The organism is Xanthomonas sp. JL1 (assembly GCF_038405005.1).
Window position 1 is genome coordinate 27,991 of sequence record NZ_JBBYGR010000047.1, and the last position, 17,687, is coordinate 45,677.

Below are 17,687 nucleotides of genomic sequence, written 5' to 3' on the forward strand. Positions count from 1 at the left end.
GGTCGCATGCATGGCGATCTAAGCACGCAATAAGTTTGCGCATTTCTGCTCATGCGACGTCGGAAGTGCGACGGTTGGAAAAAAAATTTTCAGCTGGCGGACAGGCGGCAAGGAGTGCCTCCGTACCGGCGTGGCCACCGTGCTGTTGAAGCGCTCAAGCGGTTGCGAAAGCGCGCTGCTAAAAAAAAACAGCGGAAAAGAAGTGCTTTTTTGAAAAAGCTGTTGGGCGAACATGCTTTTCGGTGAGGCGCGTACGCCGGTGCGCACGCTGTTTTGCTGCTCTGGATGCGGCACGCAGCGATGCTTGGCTAAAAAAAAAATGCAAAAGAGTGTTGACAGTAAAAAAAAGCGTGATTAGGTTTCGCCCAGCAGACATTGCTGCTGAAGAGAGTGAGCAAAATCGACATCGCGCCGACAAGCTTGTTCCGGATGTCTACCGAAGCGCCAACCACGGTGGAGTCGGGGCCGCTTCTCTCCAAAAAAGCAGCTGTCGTTCCGACTACGCACACGTGTCGCCGCTCGATGCGGGTGTTCCTGTATCCGTTCCGTCGCGCATTACCTGCGAACGGTTCCCGACGACGGCATGCCGTCGCTGGGTTTGGTTCAACTGGGCGTTACAACTCCATAGTTCACTGACGAGGAGCCAATTACATGGCCACTGCAAAAGCTGCGAAAAAGAAACCCACCGCCAAAAAGGCAGTGAAGAAGACTGCCGCCAAGAAGGCCGTCAAGAAGGTCGCCAAAAAGGCAACCGCCAAGAAGGCAGTGAAGAAGACTGCTGTCAAGAAGACTGCAAAGAAGGCAGCCGCCAAGAAGGCAGTGAAGAAGACTGCGAAGAAGGCAACCAAGAAGACTGCCGCCAAGAAGGCAGTGAAGAAGACTGCAAAGAAGGCGACCAAGAAGACTGCCGCCAAGAAGGCAGTGAAGAAGACCGCCAAGAAAGCCGTCAAGAAGACCGCCAAAAAGGCAGTAGCGAAGAAGGGGACCAAGAAGTCCGCCACCAAGAAGACCGCTGCCAAGAAGCCGGTCGCGAAGAAGGTCGCCAAGAAGAAGCCGGCCGCTCGCAAGAAGAAGGCCGTTCCGGTCGCGCTGCCCGCAACCCCGGCACCGCTGATCTGAATCTTGTAATACCCGATCGCCGTAAACATCGAGCTCTCTCCCCGACGCCCAGCGGGGAGGGAGCTTTTTTATGCGCCTGGCACTGGCGTGGTCAGTGTTGCGCGGAGCGTCGCTCGCCGGCAGGCGGCGTAGGTTTCATCATCGAAGCGACGTGGCTCATTCCAAGTTCTAGACGCTGTGGTGCCCATGGCATGCCGGCCGCCAGCGCGGATGCTGCCGCGAGATGGTTTGACTCTTCCGAGCAAGCTCAGACAACTGCACCAATGCTTTGGCGCGACGGCAAGAGGCGATAAGAAGGGCCGACACAAAGCGTCACGGCGCGTTATGCGATGCAGGTCGGCCTGACTTGTTGGAGTGCCGGCACTGTATCGAGTCGGAGGGTAGAGACCGTGCGGTGGTCCAGGCCGAGAGACCTAGCGTTGACCAATAGCGTGTCTGCTTTGGCATGTCGAGCCGGTCGGCTCAGCTGACGCGCTGCTGGCAGCGGATTATTTAGGACGGCCAAAACCCCGAGCGTATTGATCATCCACAGGTTTGCTCTCCTGCGGCCAACAGGCACGCCTTCCGCAAGCCGACCAACGCGCATCCGAACATGCAGAAACAACAACCTGATTGGCCCCGACCTTCAGCTGCAGCACCTCCGCGCTTATCGCTAAACCGGCCCAATGCCAGGCCGCCATGGGGTCCTGGCTGAAAGAACTTCGCACCGGCTCCTCGCATCAGCAGCGCCAAGATCAGACATCATGGAACACATCGGTAAAACGAAGCTATTTGCAGGACTGCAACAAAAATCCAGCTGAGGGTCAGGGCTAATCAGGAACAACAAAGGCGGCCGAAGCCGCCTTTGCCTGCAGTCACCGACACGACGTCAGTGCAGTACGTCCACTCAGCGCGGTGATGCCACCGACTTGCTGGAAGACGCGCCCTTGCCAGCCGGGTCGGGCTTCTCTGCCAGCATGTTCTCGCTGCCGAAGTCGCCGTCCACATCGATGTCCAACCAACGCTTCGCCGGCAAGCCCAGTGCGCGGTCCAGGATAGTCGGCAGCATGCCTGAGGGCAGGCCACTCTCGCCGTTCCACAGGATCGCAATTCCCAGATCGCGCTCTGGCAGCAGCGCCACCAAGCCGCGGTAGCCCTGCACCGCACCGGCATGGAACACCACCTGATGACCGGCGTAGTCGAACACACGCCAGCCCAGCGCGTAGCTCGCCGCATCCACACGCTCGTGGCGCCAGCCGGAACGCATTTCGCCCGGCGTGGAGATCACTGGCGCGTGCAGGGTCGCCAGCAGCGGTGCAGGCAGCACGTCGGTGCGATGACCGGTGTGTGCGAGCAGCCACTGCGCCATATCGCTGGCGCTGGCGTTGACGCCCGCAGCGGGCGCCAGACGGTAATAGGTCGGCTTGGGCGTCAGCGACACCCAGCCATTGCGGCTGCGCACGTGCGGGCGTGCCCAGTGCGGACTGGCCTGGATGCCGGCCAGACCCAGGCTCGCATCGTTCATGCCCAGCGGCTTGAAGATGCGGCGTTCCACCAATTGCTCGTAGAAGCTGCCTGACGCGGCGAACACTACATCGCCCACCAGGCTGAAGGCCACGTTCTGATATGCGTAGCAATCGCCCGGCGCGCAGCGCAGCGGTGCGACCGCGAGTTTGTGGCTGAGCGAGTAGTAGTCGACGTTGGATTCGATATCGCGGTCGTAGGCATTACGAGTCAGGCCGACGCGATGGCTGAGCACTTCGGCGACGGTGAGCTGGCGCGTTGCGGCGCCATCGCTGAGCTGGAAGCCCGGCACGTAGTCGACCACCTTGCTGTCCCAGCGCAGCACGCCATCGTTGACCAGCAGGCCGGCCATGGTGCCGGCGAAGGCCTTGGACAGCGATGCCAAACGAAACACGGTGTGGCCATCGACCGGCTGCGGATGATTGACGTCGGTAACGCCATAGCCGCGCGCGCTGAGCACCTTGCCGCCCTGCACGATGGCCATCGCCATGCCGGGCACGCGGTTGCCGTAGGTCAACTGGTCCGCCATCGATTCGAATGCCGCCACGTCGAAGCCGGCAGCAGGTGCCAACACTTGGTTGGCCGGCAGCGAGGTGCGATAGGGCAGCGGTGCGGTGGACGACTGCGCAACCCTGGCCGGCTGCAGCGCAGCGGCGGTAGGCGCGGGTGTCTGCGCGGTGGAAGAGAGAGCCAGAGGCAATAATGCCCCGAACAGCCCGATGGCCAACGGTCGGAACCGTCGGCGCGTGCGCATTTCTGTCATGGTTGTCCCGCCTGTTCCGCTGCCTCCGGGGATTCTAGCGCCGCGCTTTGCAATAGCACAAACTGCCGGAAGATGAATGGGCATCATACTGATCCTATTGATGATTTTAAGTTCAGAAATCGAGCAGTCGCGGGCGGTCGAGGCATCGCTTTCCGTTGATGCTGTTCACGGTGCAAGCGGCGTGCCTGGGGGGCATCTGGCCCGCAGCGGGCTGCGCTTGCGCGCTGGGGGGCTGCGTCGCATCGGCTAACTTGCGCGCTTGTTTCGCGGGTGCTGCCGCTGCCATGCCCTTGCCGTCGGGCCCGCTTGTGCGGGCTGCCGTGACACGATGACGCATTTCTTGAGGCCGCAATCTGCGGCTGGCCGTTTGAGCGCGGCACTGCGAAGCTCGCCGCCATTGGCGTGGTCGTTCCTCTACATTTTTCTGCCTGCTCAGCGGTTACTACGTGTTGCGCCCGGTGCGCGAAGCGATGAGTGCCTCGGCCGATGTGGAAGCAATTTTCCCGACCGGCATGATTGCGTTCTTCGCCGCGCACGGCATGCCGCTGAAGGACTTCACGCTGCAGGTGCTGTTTACCTGCGCTTTTCTGATCATTGTGCTGCTGCAGCCGGTCTACGGCGCGCTGGTCAGCCGCTATCCGCGGCGGGTGTTCCTGCCAATGGTGTATGGCTTCTTCATCGCGACCTTGCTGTTGTTCTACGTGTTGTTCGACACGGGTGTGCCGGGTCGCGGCATGGCGTTCTTCTTGTGGGTGACCGTCTTCAACCTGTTTGCTGTGGCGGTGTTCTGGAGCTTCATCGCCGATGTTTTCAACAACGCCCAAGCGCGTAGCTACTACGGCTATATCGGTGCGGCTGGCACCTTGGGGGCGTTTGTCGGTCCAATCCTGACCCGCACACTGGTCGAACGCATCGGGATTGCGCATCTGATGTTGGTGTCGGCCGGGTTTTTGACCGTGTGCGTGGTCTGCGTGTTGCGTTTGCGGCTGTGGGCGGTTGTGCGCGAACACGAGCGCCAGCTCAGCTTCGGCGAAGTGCCGATGGGCGGCGATGTGCTCGGTGGCCTCAAACTTATCGTGCGTGAGCCGCTGCTGCGCTGGCTGGCCTTCATGGTGTTGTTCGGCGTGGGCGTCGGCACCTTGCTCTACAACGAGCAGGCAGCGCTGTTACGGCGTCTCTACGCAGACGCAGTGGCGGCCACGGCCTACTACTCCAGCATCGATTTGGCGATCAACGCCCTGGCGCTGGTGCTGCAATTGTTGGTGACGCGCGCGCTGCTATCGCGCTTCGGCATCGCGCCAGCGTTGTTGATCCCGGGTGTGCCGATCATGCTGGGCTACGCAGTACTGGCGGCATCACCCCTGCCGATGATGATTGCGATCGTGCAGGTGATGACTCGCTCCAGTGAATTCGCACTTGCCAAGCCCGCGCGGGAGACGCTGTACACGCGGGTAGATCGCGAGTGGCGCTGCAAGGCCGGTGCCGCAATCGGCACGGTGGTCTTCGCGGCGGCGATCTCACCTTCGTCTGGGTCCACAAGCGGGTGTCTGCGTTCGGTTCCAGCGCGGTGTTCGGCGTCGGGCTGCTGGTGGCGACCGGCATGAGGGTCGGCGCGTTCGGCCTGTTGCGCGAAGCACGCAAGTTACCTGGCGAGCGCGATGTGGGCACGAGCAGGCGCGTTTCCGAATGCGTGCGGCCACAGCAGCACGCGGCAAGCGTGTGTCGGGAGCATGGACGCTACCTTCGTAGCGCGGCGGTAGCGGCGTCTGCCAACAGCCCTGAACAGATGCATGTCATACAAGGACGATGCGTTTCCGGGATGCCGCATTGTCGCTTGGCATCGGCCACGCACATGACCTGCCTCTCCCACTGATCGCAGTGAGCGCACGCATCGGCACAATCGTGCGGGCGCGCCGAGCAGCCTGCGCGCAATCGCAGTTATGCTGGCGGCACCATTTGCCAAGGCGGTCTGCCATGTCCCTGTTCGCCATTATCGCCGGCCTGTGCGTTGCACTGCTGCACGTCTACATCCTGGTGCTGGAAATGGCGCTGTGGACGCACCCGCTGGGCTTGAAGACCTTCCGCAACAGCCTGGAAAAGGCGCAGGCCACCCGCGTGCTGGCAGCCAACCAGGGCCTCTACAACGGGTTCCTGGCTGCGGGCCTGTTCTGGGGTGCGCTGGCCGTGCGCGCCGACGTGCTGAGCTTCTTCCTGGGCTGTGTGGTGGTGGCAGGTTGCTATGGCGCCTACAGCGTCAACCGCCGCATCTTCTTCGTGCAGGCGCTGCCTGCATTGATCGCACTCGCGCTGCTGTGGCTGCCGCACTGACACCTGCGCCAGGGGGCTGCCCGCTCGTAGGAGCGGGCTTGCGACGAAGCGTGACTCGTAGCCCATCGCAAGCTAGCGATTCTCGGCGGATAGCGTGCGTCACGCAGGCACGCGTTTGACCGCGATGCGCACCCGTCCGACAAGGGGCTGACGGGCCACGTAGCCGGGGCGTTTTTTTCTGCCGCGACCGCAATCGCTTCAATCGCCTGCGTGCGGTCACGGCGGGCCGGCAACCGATTATCCGCTCGGCGATGCCATCGCCTGGGCGCTGCGGGCGGCGCAGGAAGTTTGTAAATGCTGCCGGTTGTTGCGCCAGCATCAACACCCGTGTCCACAAACAACGACGGCGAGCCGAAGCTCGCCGTCGTTTACTGCTGTGAGCCTGGCGCAAGCCTTATGCGGCTTCGCGTGGCTGCTGTGCCTGCGGCTTGTCGTAGAAGCTGGCCGCACGCAACTCATGCGGATCGAAGTCGTCTACGGTAATGGTGTCCATCATGATCTCGCGCAGCTCTTCCAGCAGATTGCGCTCTTCCATGCTGATCACGCCTTCGGCCACGGCTTCGTCCAGCTGCGCCGGGAAATCCAGTGCTTCGATGCCCTTGGTCTTGAGCGCCTTCAGGAACTTGCGCTCCACCGGCTCGGCCATCACGGCCTTGGTCAGGTAGCTGGCGATACGGCCCCCCGGATTGTTGGCGCACGGAGTCAGGAACACCCCCTGGGCCAGACGGTCGCGCGCTTCGTTCGGCGTCATCAACAGCGACGCCACACGATGGCCCAGACGATCGCCGGGCGCTTCGGCACGACGGCCCAGCGGGAAGATCAGCACCCACATCAACCAGCCCACCGGACGAATCGGGAAGTTGCGCAGTGCCGCCGACAATGCGGTTTCGATCTTGTGCACGCTGTCGTGGAACGCCCACGCCAGCAACGGCTGATCGCTCGTTGGCGCACCTTCGTCGTGATAGCGCTTGAGGATGGCGCTGGTCATGTAGATATGGCTCAGCACATCGCCCAGGCGACCGGACAAGGACTCCTTGAACTTCAACTTGCCGCCCAGCATCAGCATCGACACGTCGGCCATCAACGCCAGGTTGGCCGAATAACGATCCAGCTTGCGGAAGAAACGACGGGTATAGGCATCGCCCGGCGCCGCACCGATGCGTGCACCGGTCAGGCCGAACCAGAACGAGCGCACCGCGTTGGAAATTCCGAAGCGGATGTGGCCGAACAGGCTTTGGTCAAACGCTTCCAGGCCACGCTGCGTATCCGGGTCCTGCGCCGCCTGCATTTCCTTCAACACCCACGGATGGCACAGGATGGCGCCCTGGCCGAAGATCAGCAGGCTGCGGGTCATGATGTTGGCGCCTTCCACGGTCACGCTGATCGGCGCGGCCTGCCAGGCGCGGCCGGCAAAGTTGCGCGGCCCCAGGATGATGCCCTTGCCGCCGATCACGTCCATCATGTCGCTGACGACTTCGCGGCCCATCGTGGTGCAGTGGTACTTGGCGATCGCCGACGGCACCGACGGCACGTCGCCGCGATCCACCGCCGCAGCCGTGGCCTGCGACAACGCACTGATCGCATACGCCTTGCCACCGATGCGGGCGAGCGCTTCTTCCACGCCCTCGAAACGGCCCACCGACAAGCCGAACTGCTTGCGGATGCGCGCATACGCACCGGTCACGACTGCCGCCGCCTTGCTGCCGCCGCTGGCGGTGGAGGGCAGGGTGATCGAGCGGCCGACAGCCAGACACTCGTTGAGCATGTTCCAGCCCTTGCCGACCATCTCCACACCACCGATCAACTGGCTTAGCGGGATAAACACTTCTTCGCCGTGGATGGGGCCGTTCTGGAACGGCGAGTTCAACGGGAAGTGGCGACGGCCGATTTCCACGCCCGGGGTTTCGCGCGGCAGTAGCGCCAGGGTGATGCCGATGTCCTTCTTGTCGCCGATCAGACCTTCCGGATCGTAGGCGCGGAACGCCAAACCGATCAGCGAAGCGACCGGTGCCAGCGTGATATAGCGCTTGTCGAACGTCAGCTTGACGCCGAGCACGTTGGCGCCGTTCCACTCGCCCTTGCACACGATGCCGTAGTCCGGGATCGAGGTCGCATCGGAACCGGCAAACGGGCCGGTCAGGCCGAAGCACGGCACTTCCGCGCCGACAGCCAGGCGCGGCAGGTAGTAGTCCTTTTGCTCCGGGGTACCGTAATGCAGCAGCAGCTCACCGGGGCCAAGCGAGTTGGGCACACCGACGGTGGAGCTGACCACACTGGAGATCGAGGACAGCTTCTGAATCACCTTGTGGTGCGCCAGCGCGCTGAAGCCCAGGCCGTCATACTGCTTGGGAATGATCATGCCGAAGAACTTGTTCTTCTTGATGAAGTCCCATAGTTCTGGTGGCAGATCAGCGTGGACGTGGGTGATCTCCCAGTCGTTGATCATCTTGCACAATTCTTCCACCGGGCCATCCAGGAAGGCCTGCTCTTCGGCAGTCAACTGCGGCTTGGGATAGTTGAGCAGCTTCTGCCAGTCCGGGTCACCGGTGAACAGCTCGCCTTCGAAACCGACCGAACCGGTTTCCAGGGCGATGCGTTCGGTCTGCGACAGCGGCGGCAGCACCTTGCGGAAGAATTCCATCAGTGGCGTGGTCAGCAGCGGCTTGCGCAGGAACGGCAGCAGCACCGGTACGGACACCAGTACCACCAGCGCGGCGGCCACGATGGTGGCGGTGAGATTGGCACCCAGCAGCCAGCACGCCACCAGCACACAGGCGCTGATCGCAACCCACGTGGCAAGGCGCATCCGGTGATAGGCAGCGATACCCGCCGCCAGGATGACGAGGAGGAACGGTGCGACGATGCTCATGGTCTTGCTCCAGTGACATGCTCGGTGGTGTTGGACGCTGCGATGGTGCAAACCGCCGTCAGTGCGTCCAGATAATGCAACACGGTGGCGGTAAACGTGGTGTTGTCGTCGCCCGCCAGCATGTGCGTGGCATCTGGTAGATGCACGTGCTGCGCATGCGGCGCGTTGGAGAGAAATTCAGCGATGTTGGCTGGCGTGACCAAATCGCTGCGTCCGCCGCTGATCAGCAGCATCGGGCAGCGCACCTGTGCTGCCGCATCCAGCAATGCGTGCTGCTGCAACTGCGCATCCTGACCGGCCAGCTCATCGACCAGGCGTGGATCCCAGTGCCAATACCAACGCCCATCGGCACGCTGCCGCAGCAATGCCTGCAGTTGGCCCGGCGGTTTGCGCGGCCGATGCGGCAGGTAGGCGGCAATCGCATCGGCTGCCGCATCCAGCGATGCGAAACCGTCCGGATGCGCGATCATGAAACGCAGAATGCGCTCCACACCCGTGGTGTCCCAGCGCGGCGTGATGTCCACCAGCACGATCGCACGGAACAAGCCGGGCCAGCGCGCTTCTGCCAGCAACCCGAACAAGCCACCCATCGATGCGGCGACCAGCGCGATCAGATCGTCGGTGAACTGTGTTGCCGAGTAGGGCAGGTCCAGTGCATTGACGCTCGAATCGCCATGCCCGCGCGCGTCGTACGACAGCGTCCGGTAGCCATTTTGAGCCAATGTCGCGGCAGTGCTTTCCCGCGCATGCCGGGTCTGGCCAAAGCCATGTGCGAACAACACCGTCGGTGCGTGTCCGGCACCCTGCGTCGACACGGCAAGTACTGCATCACCAGCGTTGACGCTGGACACTGACGCAGTGGAGGCGAGGCTAGCGGGCGGGGTGACCATACTTAATGGTATGGATGTACAGTGGCGACTGTCAATACGTAATCGTATGGACGGTTAAACCATTGAATCATGGCGCTTTTATGTCAATGACGTGATGCATACTGCAACTGACTCAAGCGTATGGTTAAATCGCGCCATGAACGACACCACCGACTCCAGCCGTACCACACCCCGCGCCGGCTCTGGTCGCGGCAACCGCCTCAGCGCGGACGATTGGGCACAGGCCGCGCTTGACCTGATCGCCGAACAAGGCGTGGGCGCGGTCGCCGTGGAGCCGCTGGCGCGCCGGCTGGGCGTCACCAAGGGCAGCTTCTACTGGCATTTCCCTTCGCGCGATGCCCTGCTGCAGGCCGCCCTTGAGCGTTGGGAAATCTTCGAACAAAAGGAAGTGTTCGGCAGCCTGGAAGATGTCCCCGACCCCAGCGCCCGCTTGCGCGCGCTGTTCCAGCTGGTTGCGCACGAGGTCAAACCGCACGTCATCTACAGCGAGCTGCTCAAGGCACTCGACCACCCGGCCGTACGCCCGGTCATCGACCGCGTCTCGCAACGCCGCCTCGATTACCTCATCGCTTCCTTCCGGCAGGCCGGCCTCTCCCGCACCGACGCCCAGCACCGCGCGCGCCTGGCCTACGCCGCCTACGTCGGCTTTCTGCAGCTTTCCCTGCAACTGCAACAGCCCAAGCAGGCCCGCGAAGACTTCGAGGCCTATGTGGAGCATGTGATCCAGACGTTGATTCCTGGGTGAGCTGACGTGGTGAGATCGAACGCGCAGTACCTGCTTTTCGCGCTGGCATGAACAAAAAAGGGCGGGCCGCATGCGGCCCGCCCTTGCAACTGGCAACGACTCCTTCGATTAGAAGGAGAACGTCATGCCCAGCGTGTAAAAACGACCGATTGCATCGTAGAAGTTCGGGAACGTATTGCCGCTGTTCTGAGTGGTGTCACCGATCGTATTGCCGACGACTGGCGCCTTCTTGTTCGTCAGGTTGGCCACCGACAGGTTGACTTCGGCATTGAAGGGCAGCTTGTAGTTCACGCCAAAATCAAAGTAGCTATACGACGGGATTTCGCGGTAGCTCTGAAACCATGTGCCGGTTTCAGGCTCCACTTCCATCTTGCTGTTGTAACGCCATGCCAATGACACCGACAGATCGTTGTAGGACCAGCTGGAGCGCAGGATGGAGCGGTACTTCGAGTTGGGCGTGCAGCTGACGCTGTAGTAACCCAGACAATCACGGTTTTCCGATTCAGGAGTGGCCTGCGATTCCAGGGTGGTCACCAAGGTTGCGTCGTAGGCCAGGTTCAGGCGGCCCATCGAGCCCGGTAGATCGAAGCCATACTTCAGGCCGAGATCGAAGCCGTCGGTCTTCAACGTACCCTGGTTGCTCAAGATCAGCGAAATGCCGCGAGAGGTGGTGCCGTTGAAGGTGCCCGTCAACGGCGACCGTCCAATTAGGGCGCAGTTGCTATTGAAGGTCAGGCCAGGATTGAACGCAGGGTCATAGCAGCCGGAAATAACGTCATCGACGCTCTGCGAGGAGATGGTTTTTTCCATCTCAATCTTCCAGTAGTCCAGCGTCATGGCGAAGTTGGAGGTGGGGTTCCAGACCAGGCCAATCGTCTGCGTGTCCGCCTGCTCCGGAGTCAGCAGCAGATTGCCACCGGTCAGGACATTGACTTGACCAGCATTAGGTTGCGCAACCAGGCCAGCCGAGCCGGCAGGAACACCGGTCTGCACGCACAGGTTGGACAGCGTGCCCGGCACATTCGCTTGTGCCGCGCTGATTGCACCGCCGGCGCACGGATCGGTCTCCAAGTTGTCCAGGCTGGTAACCTGCGGAGCAAACAGCTCACCAATGCCAGGTGCACGGTTGGCGCGCTGGAACATGCCGCGGAAACGCAGACTTTCAATAGGCGCCCAGTTGATGCCGTACTTGAAGCTGCCGTATTCGTCGCTGGTATTGGAGCTGGTCTTGAAATCGGAGTAGCGGTAGCCGGCTTCCAGCGAGAGCGCGTAGACACCCGGTGCGTTATCGATCAGAGGGACGATAAATTCGCCAAATGCTTCGTTGATCGTAAAGCCGCCCTGGCTATCCGGGGTCGGCGCGCCGGTGCCCATGACTTCACCCTGGATCTGGCTCGGGCCGTCCGAACGTGTACCAGCCGTTGCACGACGGTGCTCGGCGCCCACAGCGACACCAATCGGATATTCCGACCAAGGGCTCTTGAATCCACCCAGATCGCCGCTGACGTTGAGCGCGGCATTGTCCTGCTCAACGTTCTGGATCGAGAAAGCACTCAAATTGATAAACTTGAGTGCTTCTGGCGAAACAGAACCTTCCGGACCCCAGACATTGAGCGGTACGCAGCCATTGCTCGGATCAACGCAAGTGCTGCCATCGAGAGACATCAAGGCTTGGCGGGTCTTGGACAGCGAGCCCCAGTTGCGAGATTCGGCAAGACGCTCAGATTCACCGTGCGACCAGAACGCGTCGTACTTCCAGTTATCGGTAATGGCGCCACGCAGACCGGCAGTCACCTGGAAGGTCTTGGTATCGAAGCGATCGGTGCGTGGGCCAAGCTCCGTCAGGCGACGGCCAATCGTCAGGCCTTCGATCATGGTTGCGTTGCCCGGAACGCAGTTGGCAGCGTCGATGCCATACGCTTGGCACAGCTGCTGGCGAGCAGGTTCAGGAATCAGGGGGTTGCCAATCGGCATGTCGAACGCTTCTTGAAACAAGCCGCTCGGTGCCAGAGATGCTTCCACGCGTGAGCGGGTGTAATTCACCTGGCCGTACGCTTCAGCATGCTCGTTGATTTCGTAGCGGCCCAGCGCGGTTGCCTGATACCGATCCAGTCCGGTCTGGAAAAGGTTGATCGGATTGAAGTTATACGTTTGGACGTCGCTGACAATCTGGCCGGTGGTCGGGTCGATCTGACCTCTGCCGTCCAGTGTGCCGTCATCACCTGGGGTGCCCCACACGCCGGGCGGACCCACGATCAGCGAAGGTACGGTGGTGCCCGAGCCCTGTGGACGTCCGTTAGCAGAAGAGCGTGACACTTTCCCCCAGGCACGATCGCCCTGGAAAACCGGGTCAACTTTGGTGTGACCCACACTGAACACGACATTGCCTTTGCCGTCGGACGAGTTGGCGCCCATCGTGGCTTCGATGCGCTGACGCGCACCATCGCCATATTTGGATTGACCGTAAGAGCTCTGAACCTCAACGCCTTCGAAGTCGCGGCGCAGGATGAAGTTTGCGACACCGGAAATGGCGTCAGCACCGTAGACCACGGATGCGCCACCGGTCAGCAAATCCACACTTTGGATAAGCGCTACAGGAATCGTATTGGTGTCAACGACACCGGAAAGATCGTACGGAACCGGACGGCGGCCATCGACTAGCACCAGCGTGCGGTTCGAACCCAAGCCGCGCAGGTCGAGTTCTGCTGCACCAGTGGCGCCGTTGTTCGTACCAGGACCGACGGTCGGCGAAACACTCGGCAGCTGCTTGACGAATTCTTCTACGGCAACAGGCTGCGTGCGCATGAAATCTTCACGCTCAATGCTCGTGACCGGGCTGCTCGTGGTCAGGCCCGGCGTCGAGATACGGCTACCGGTGACGTTGATCGCGTCTAGTGTTGCTGCTTCGTCGGCTGGCTTGGTCTGCGCGACCGCAGTCGCTGACAGAACGGCATTACCGGTGCCGAGCACCAACGCGAGCACAACTGCGTCGCGCAGTTTGTTGGACTTAAAATTCATTTAGCTCTCTCTCCAAGTGATCTTGGGTACTGCACTGCCAAGGGTTGTTTGCCTGTGGGGGGTTCCGAAAAAGCGGATCCAAAACGTCAGGGTGAACCGATGGTATATGCGTTGCGAGCGAAATTAAAGTCCTGTTAACGAAAAAGAAGAGGGTTGTGAAGGTGCCGGCCGAGCTGTTGCTCCACAACGCAAAACGCCACCGGCTGCAGGCCGATGGCGTTCAGTAAATTTTAATAAAATCAGTGATTTATAGGTCTTGCTCGTACCTGACGTACGGCACCGTCCCGTCGCTGCTGCTCTCGTTGCTCGGCGCGAATGGGTTCTTGCCACGGGAGATGACGTTCTCGGCGCCAACGGTGAGCTGGCCGCTCCAGGGGGTGCGCCAGGTCAGGCCCAGGCCCAGGCCTTCCCACTTTTCGGGCTGGCCGGGGACGTCCACGACGCGGCCGATGACGTTGGCGCTGAAGGCACCATAGCCGCCGCCAACGCTCAAGGTCTTGCTGTCCCACTGGTCGGCGATAGCCGGCGACACATCGGAAAGTGGCACCAGGCGTGCGCGGGCGTAGGTGCCGCCGATCGAGACGAAGCCTTCGCGACCGATATTCTTCTGCCCGAAGACGGTGAGGTCGTTTTGCTCGACACGTGTCAGTGGGGCCTTGCCGGCGCCGATCAGCCAGGCGGGCAGGGTGTCGCGACCGGTGCCGGCGGTAACGCCAACCCGGCCCCCGCCGCGATTGAACCCCAGCGTGCCGGAGACGCGCCGCGATGCCGCAACGCTGTCTTCCTCGTCATCGCCGATACCTGCAAGCAGACAGTGGCTGGCTAGCCCGCTGATATTGGTGCCGCGGCTGCTGTTGCAAAGCAGACCGAGCGAATCGCCAGAGGTCAGGCCAAACGCGGCATCGAGCGAGTTGCGGCCAAAATGCCAACGTGCGCCGGCCTTCTGCTCGCCAGTCGGCTCAAGATATAGAAAGGCTTCCACCTTGCCGCTGCCCTTGTTCCACACCGGCAGGATCGTGCTTTCGCGCAACTGCTGCTGGGCCGACTGCGCTTGCACGCATGTGGCCGCCGCGAGGGCAACCATCAAAGCTAGCGGGAGGCGCAGTAGGTGTCGCATAGCCAGAGGTCAGACCCAGGGGCAGTTGTTAAGTTCCCGAGAGCGGGCACGTACGATGCTAGGATGTTTATAATTATTTAACAAGTGGTCGTGTTCCCCGAAACGCAACCGTTATCCTATCTATTGCAACCTTTCCGGCGCTTCCCGCGAGGGCTGCGCTGCGCTGAAAAGTACGTCGAGCGCGGTCAACGGAAAGTGATACTCACGGCCACAGAATTCGCAGCGCACCTCGACTTCGCCAGTGGTCTCGGCGGCCGCGCGCGCCTCTTCCTCGCCCAGCGATTGCAGCATCGAGGCGACCCGCTCACGCGAGCAGGAGCAGCCGAAGCTGAGCGGCTTGCTGCCGAGCAACTGTGGCTCTTCTTCGTGGAACAGGCGGTGCAGCAGGTCTTGGCCGGCGACCGAGAGCAGCTCCGGTGCGCCCAGGGTGTCGAACAACGCGCCGATTCGAGTCCAGCCGTCGTTATCGCCCTCGTCGCCGGGAAGCTTCTGCAACAACAGACCGGCGGCCTGATCCGGGCCGGCGGCCAGTAACAGCCGCGTCGGCAGCTGTTCGGATTGCTGGAAATAGGTTTCGAAGGCTTCGGCCAGGTCCGGCGCCTGCATGCCGACCAGGCTCTGGTAGCGCTGCGGCTCACGCGGGTCCAGACCGGGGTTTTCGATGGTGATTGCCAGCAGCGCGGCGTCGCCCAGTTCGCGCAGATCGGTCGGTGCATCGACGCCGTCAGCCAGCTGCACGATGCCGCGCAAGGTGCCGGCGGCGGTGCATTCGGCAAACAGGGTGCGCAAGGTGTCGTTGCCGCGCAGTTGTAGCGACAGGCGTCCGTGGACCTTGCTATGACCAGTGAACAGGGCAGCGGCCACCGCCGCTTCGCCAAGCAGTTGACGAGCGGCAGGCGGGTACTCGGCGGCACCTTGGATGTCGTCCCAGGCCTTGGTCAGGCGCACGTGGACGCCGCGCACGCCGGCGGCGGGCAGCAGGAAACGGGAAAGCTGATCGTGATCGGTCATGGAAACATCGGACGTAAGGGACGCGTGTTGCCGGATAATGCAGCAGGCATCGGGATTGAAGGTCTTAGCGAACAGTGGGGACGGATGTATGGGATGACAAGCAAGCTGCGCCACCGCGGCGCAGGCGCTGTCTGCGCTGGGTCTTGGCGGCACCGCTGCTGTTTGCCGCGGCGAGCGTGCTGCAGGTGCTGTTCTTGCGGGTGGTCGATCCACCGATCAGCAGCATGATGGTGGGGCGTTATCTGGAAGCCTGGGGCGAGGGCGACTGGAGTTTTTCGCTGCATCAGCGATGGCGTGATTACGACAAGATCGCCGCGAGCCTGCCGATTTCGGTGGTAGCTGCGGAGGATCAGCAATTCCCGATGCACCACGGTTTCGATCTGCAAGCGATCGAAAAGGCGCGCGATCATAATGCCCGCGGCGGCCGCGTGCGTGGCGCCAGCACCATCAGCCAGCAGGTCGCCAAGAATGTATTTCTGTGGCAGGGCCGCAGTTGGGTGCGTAAGGGCCTGGAGGCCTGGTACACGGTCTTGATCGAGCTGTTCTGGCCCAAGCAGCGCATTCTGGAGATGTATCTCAACGTGGCCGAATTCGGCGACGGTGTGTACGGCGCGCAGGCGGCTGCCCAGCAGTTCTGGGGCAAGGATGCGGCAGGTTTGTCGCCGACCGAATCGGCGCGCCTGGCGGCGGTGTTGCCATCGCCACGGCATTACGACGCGCGCAGTCCCGGTGCATTCGTGCAGCGGCGTACCATGTGGATCCAGCGGCAGGCGCGCCAATTGGGCGGCCCTGCCTACTTGCCGGCACCATGAGGGTGAGCACGATCGATACCGTCCAACTACCGGTCTCCCCTGAGCACCTGACCGTGGTCATCGCGGCCTTCAACGAAGAAACCAGCATTCCCCTTCTGCATCCGCGCCTGTGCGCAGTACTGGCGCAATTGCACGGGTTGCAGACGCATGTGCTGTATGTCGACGACGGCAGCACCGACGGCACCTGGGACGTATTGCATGCGCTGACCGAGGCCGATGCCAACGTCAGTGCGGTGCGGCTATCGCGCAATTTCGGCAAGGAGTTGGCGATTTCTGCGGGGCTGGATCATGTGCTGCCGGGTGCGGTGGTACTGCTGGACGCCGATGGCCAGGACCCGCCGGAATTGATTCCGGAATTCGTTGCGCTGTGGCGTAGCGGCTACGACAACATCTTCGGCACGCGGGTCTTTCGCGAGGGCGAGAGTTGGCTCAAGCGCAGCGCCGCGCATGCGTTCTACCGTGTGATCCGGCGCTTGTCGCGCACCCCGATTCCTGCCGATACCGGCGATTTTCGCTTGCTGTCCCCGCGCGTGGTGGAGGCCTTGCAACAGCTGCGCGAGCGCCATCGCTTCATGAAGGGGCTGTTTGGCTGGGTCGGATTCCGTCAGGTGGCGCTGCCGTATCGGCGCGCGCCGCGTTTGTCCGGGAACAGTAAGTTCACCGTATGGCGGCTGTGGAATTTCGCACTCGACGGCATCACCAGTTTTTCGACGGTGCCGCTGCGGGCGGCCACGTATCTGGGCTTGCTCACCGCGTTGCTGGCGTTTGTGTTCGGTGGTTGGGTCGTCATCAAGGCCGCGCTGGTGGGCGACCCGGTGGCAGGGTGGCCGACCATGATGTCGGTGATCCTGTTTCTGGGTGGCATGCAGCTGATTGCCTTAGGGCTGATTGGCGAATATCTGGGCCGGTTATACGACGAGGCCAAGCAGCGCCCGCTGTATCTGGTCGATACCCACCGCGGCGCGGTGGGAGTAGGCTGTGGGGACCAAACCAAGCGCGGAGCGGGCCATGCAGACCGTACGACAGCTGTTGGGGACCAAGCAGGTTGAGGTATTTGCGGTTGCGTCCGATGCCGCGGTGATCGAGGCGATTGGCTTGATGGCCTAGAAGGCTGTTGGCGCGGTGTTGGTGATGGATGGGCCGCGCTTGGTCGGGATCGTCTCCGAACGCCATTACGCGCGCAAGGTGGTGCTGCGTGATCGCTCGTCTTCCACGACCAGCGTCGCCGAGATCATGAGCGCCGAGGTGGTGACGGTGTCGCCATCGGACACGGTGGAGCGCTGCATGCAACTGATGACCGACGGGCGCTTTCGGCATCTGCCGGTGGTCGAAAACGGCCGCGTGCAAGGTGTGATTTCGATTGGCGACCTGGTCAAGGCGGTGATCGAAGCGCAGCAGCAGGATATCGACCAACTGCAGCGCTACATCGCCAGTTGATGCTGCAGCGCGTTATTGCGCGTACTTGCCACCGCAATCGCTGTCCTTGCCTGGGCCTGGTTCGAAGGTCGCGAG

General features: G+C 62.0%; 13 protein-coding genes and 2 pseudogenes. 7 read left to right on the forward strand and 8 right to left on the reverse strand.

Annotated features, from left to right (window positions below):
* Positions 1–18 precede the first annotated feature (18 nt).
* The 3 genes from WJW29_RS10920 to WJW29_RS10930 form a co-directional block, all read right to left on the reverse strand.
* Entirely contained in the window at positions 19–294 is a 276-nt protein-coding gene (locus tag WJW29_RS10920) for a hypothetical protein (protein ID WP_082322925.1), read from the reverse strand.
* A 353-nt stretch (positions 295–647) separates the two neighbouring features.
* Complete coding sequence (locus WJW29_RS10925) at positions 648–1,067, reverse strand: hypothetical protein (protein ID WP_027703405.1); 420 nt, start codon at positions 1,065–1,067, stop codon at positions 648–650.
* A 938-nt stretch (positions 1,068–2,005) separates the two neighbouring features.
* A complete protein-coding gene (locus WJW29_RS10930; RefSeq protein WP_012445290.1) occupies positions 2,006–3,349 on the reverse strand; it encodes a serine hydrolase domain-containing protein in 1,344 nt (447 codons plus the stop codon).
* A 112-nt stretch (positions 3,350–3,461) separates the two neighbouring features.
* Here WJW29_RS10930 and WJW29_RS10935 point away from each other — a divergent pair, with 112 nt between their 5' ends.
* The 3 genes and pseudogenes from WJW29_RS10935 to WJW29_RS10945 all read left to right on the forward strand — a co-directional run bounded on the left by WJW29_RS10935 (position 3,462) and on the right by WJW29_RS10945 (position 5,713).
* On the forward strand, positions 3,462–3,635 hold the full coding sequence (locus WJW29_RS10935; RefSeq protein ID WP_153296747.1) for a hypothetical protein: 174 nt from the start codon (positions 3,462–3,464) through the stop codon (positions 3,633–3,635).
* 78 nt (positions 3,636–3,713) lie between these two features.
* A pseudogene (locus WJW29_RS10940) lies at positions 3,714–5,072 on the forward strand (MFS transporter); the annotation flags it as partial.
* A gap of 287 nt (positions 5,073–5,359) precedes the next feature.
* Entirely contained in the window at positions 5,360–5,713 is a 354-nt protein-coding gene (locus tag WJW29_RS10945) for a DUF1304 domain-containing protein (RefSeq protein WP_011408219.1), read from the forward strand.
* 394 nt (positions 5,714–6,107) lie between these two features.
* On the opposite strand, the gene WJW29_RS10950 is transcribed toward WJW29_RS10945, so the two are convergent.
* Together WJW29_RS10950 and WJW29_RS10955 are read right to left on the reverse strand one after the other, a co-directional pair.
* Positions 6,108–8,582 carry an acyl-CoA dehydrogenase gene (locus tag WJW29_RS10950; RefSeq protein WP_011408220.1) on the reverse strand — a complete coding sequence of 825 codons (2,475 nt, stop codon included), beginning with the start codon at positions 8,580–8,582 and terminating at the stop codon, positions 6,108–6,110.
* Positions 8,579–9,472, reverse strand: coding sequence for an alpha/beta hydrolase (locus WJW29_RS10955; RefSeq protein WP_011258554.1), 894 nt, complete (start codon positions 9,470–9,472; stop codon positions 8,579–8,581). Before WJW29_RS10955 ends, WJW29_RS10950 begins: the two co-directional genes overlap by 4 nt.
* 136 nt (positions 9,473–9,608) lie before the next feature.
* Here WJW29_RS10955 and WJW29_RS10960 point away from each other — a divergent pair, with 136 nt between their 5' ends.
* Entirely contained in the window at positions 9,609–10,217 is a 609-nt protein-coding gene (locus WJW29_RS10960) for a TetR/AcrR family transcriptional regulator (protein ID WP_011408222.1), read from the forward strand.
* Between the two features lie 108 nt (positions 10,218–10,325).
* Here WJW29_RS10960 and WJW29_RS10965 read toward each other — a convergent pair whose 3' ends face one another.
* The 3 genes from WJW29_RS10965 to WJW29_RS10975 form a co-directional block, all read right to left on the reverse strand.
* Positions 10,326–13,235 carry a TonB-dependent receptor gene (locus tag WJW29_RS10965; protein ID WP_011258556.1) on the reverse strand — a complete coding sequence of 970 codons (2,910 nt, stop codon included), beginning with the start codon at positions 13,233–13,235 and terminating at the stop codon, positions 10,326–10,328.
* A 247-nt stretch (positions 13,236–13,482) separates the two neighbouring features.
* Positions 13,483–14,319, reverse strand: coding sequence for a hypothetical protein (locus tag WJW29_RS10970; RefSeq protein ID WP_027703402.1), 837 nt, complete (start codon positions 14,317–14,319; stop codon positions 13,483–13,485).
* 153 nt (positions 14,320–14,472) lie between these two features.
* Positions 14,473–15,363: an Hsp33 family molecular chaperone HslO gene (locus tag WJW29_RS10975; protein WP_012445286.1), complete on the reverse strand. Its 891-nt coding sequence runs from the start codon at positions 15,361–15,363 to the stop codon at positions 14,473–14,475.
* A 74-nt stretch (positions 15,364–15,437) separates the two neighbouring features.
* On the opposite strand from WJW29_RS10975, the gene mtgA reads away from it, so the two are divergent.
* From mtgA to WJW29_RS10990, 3 genes and pseudogenes are all read left to right on the forward strand, one after another.
* The gene (mtgA, locus tag WJW29_RS10980; protein ID WP_011258559.1) at positions 15,438–16,175 is read left to right on the forward strand and encodes a monofunctional biosynthetic peptidoglycan transglycosylase; all 738 of its coding nucleotides are present in this window, start codon (positions 15,438–15,440) and stop codon (positions 16,173–16,175) included.
* A gap of 2 nt (positions 16,176–16,177) precedes the next feature.
* Positions 16,178–17,224, forward strand: coding sequence for a glycosyltransferase family 2 protein (locus WJW29_RS10985; RefSeq protein ID WP_011408225.1), 1,047 nt, complete (start codon positions 16,178–16,180; stop codon positions 17,222–17,224).
* Positions 17,184–17,612 (forward strand): annotated as a pseudogene (locus WJW29_RS10990) (CBS domain-containing protein). Before WJW29_RS10985 ends, WJW29_RS10990 begins: the two are co-directional and overlap by 41 nt.
* The last annotated feature ends 75 nt before the right edge of the window (positions 17,613–17,687 follow it).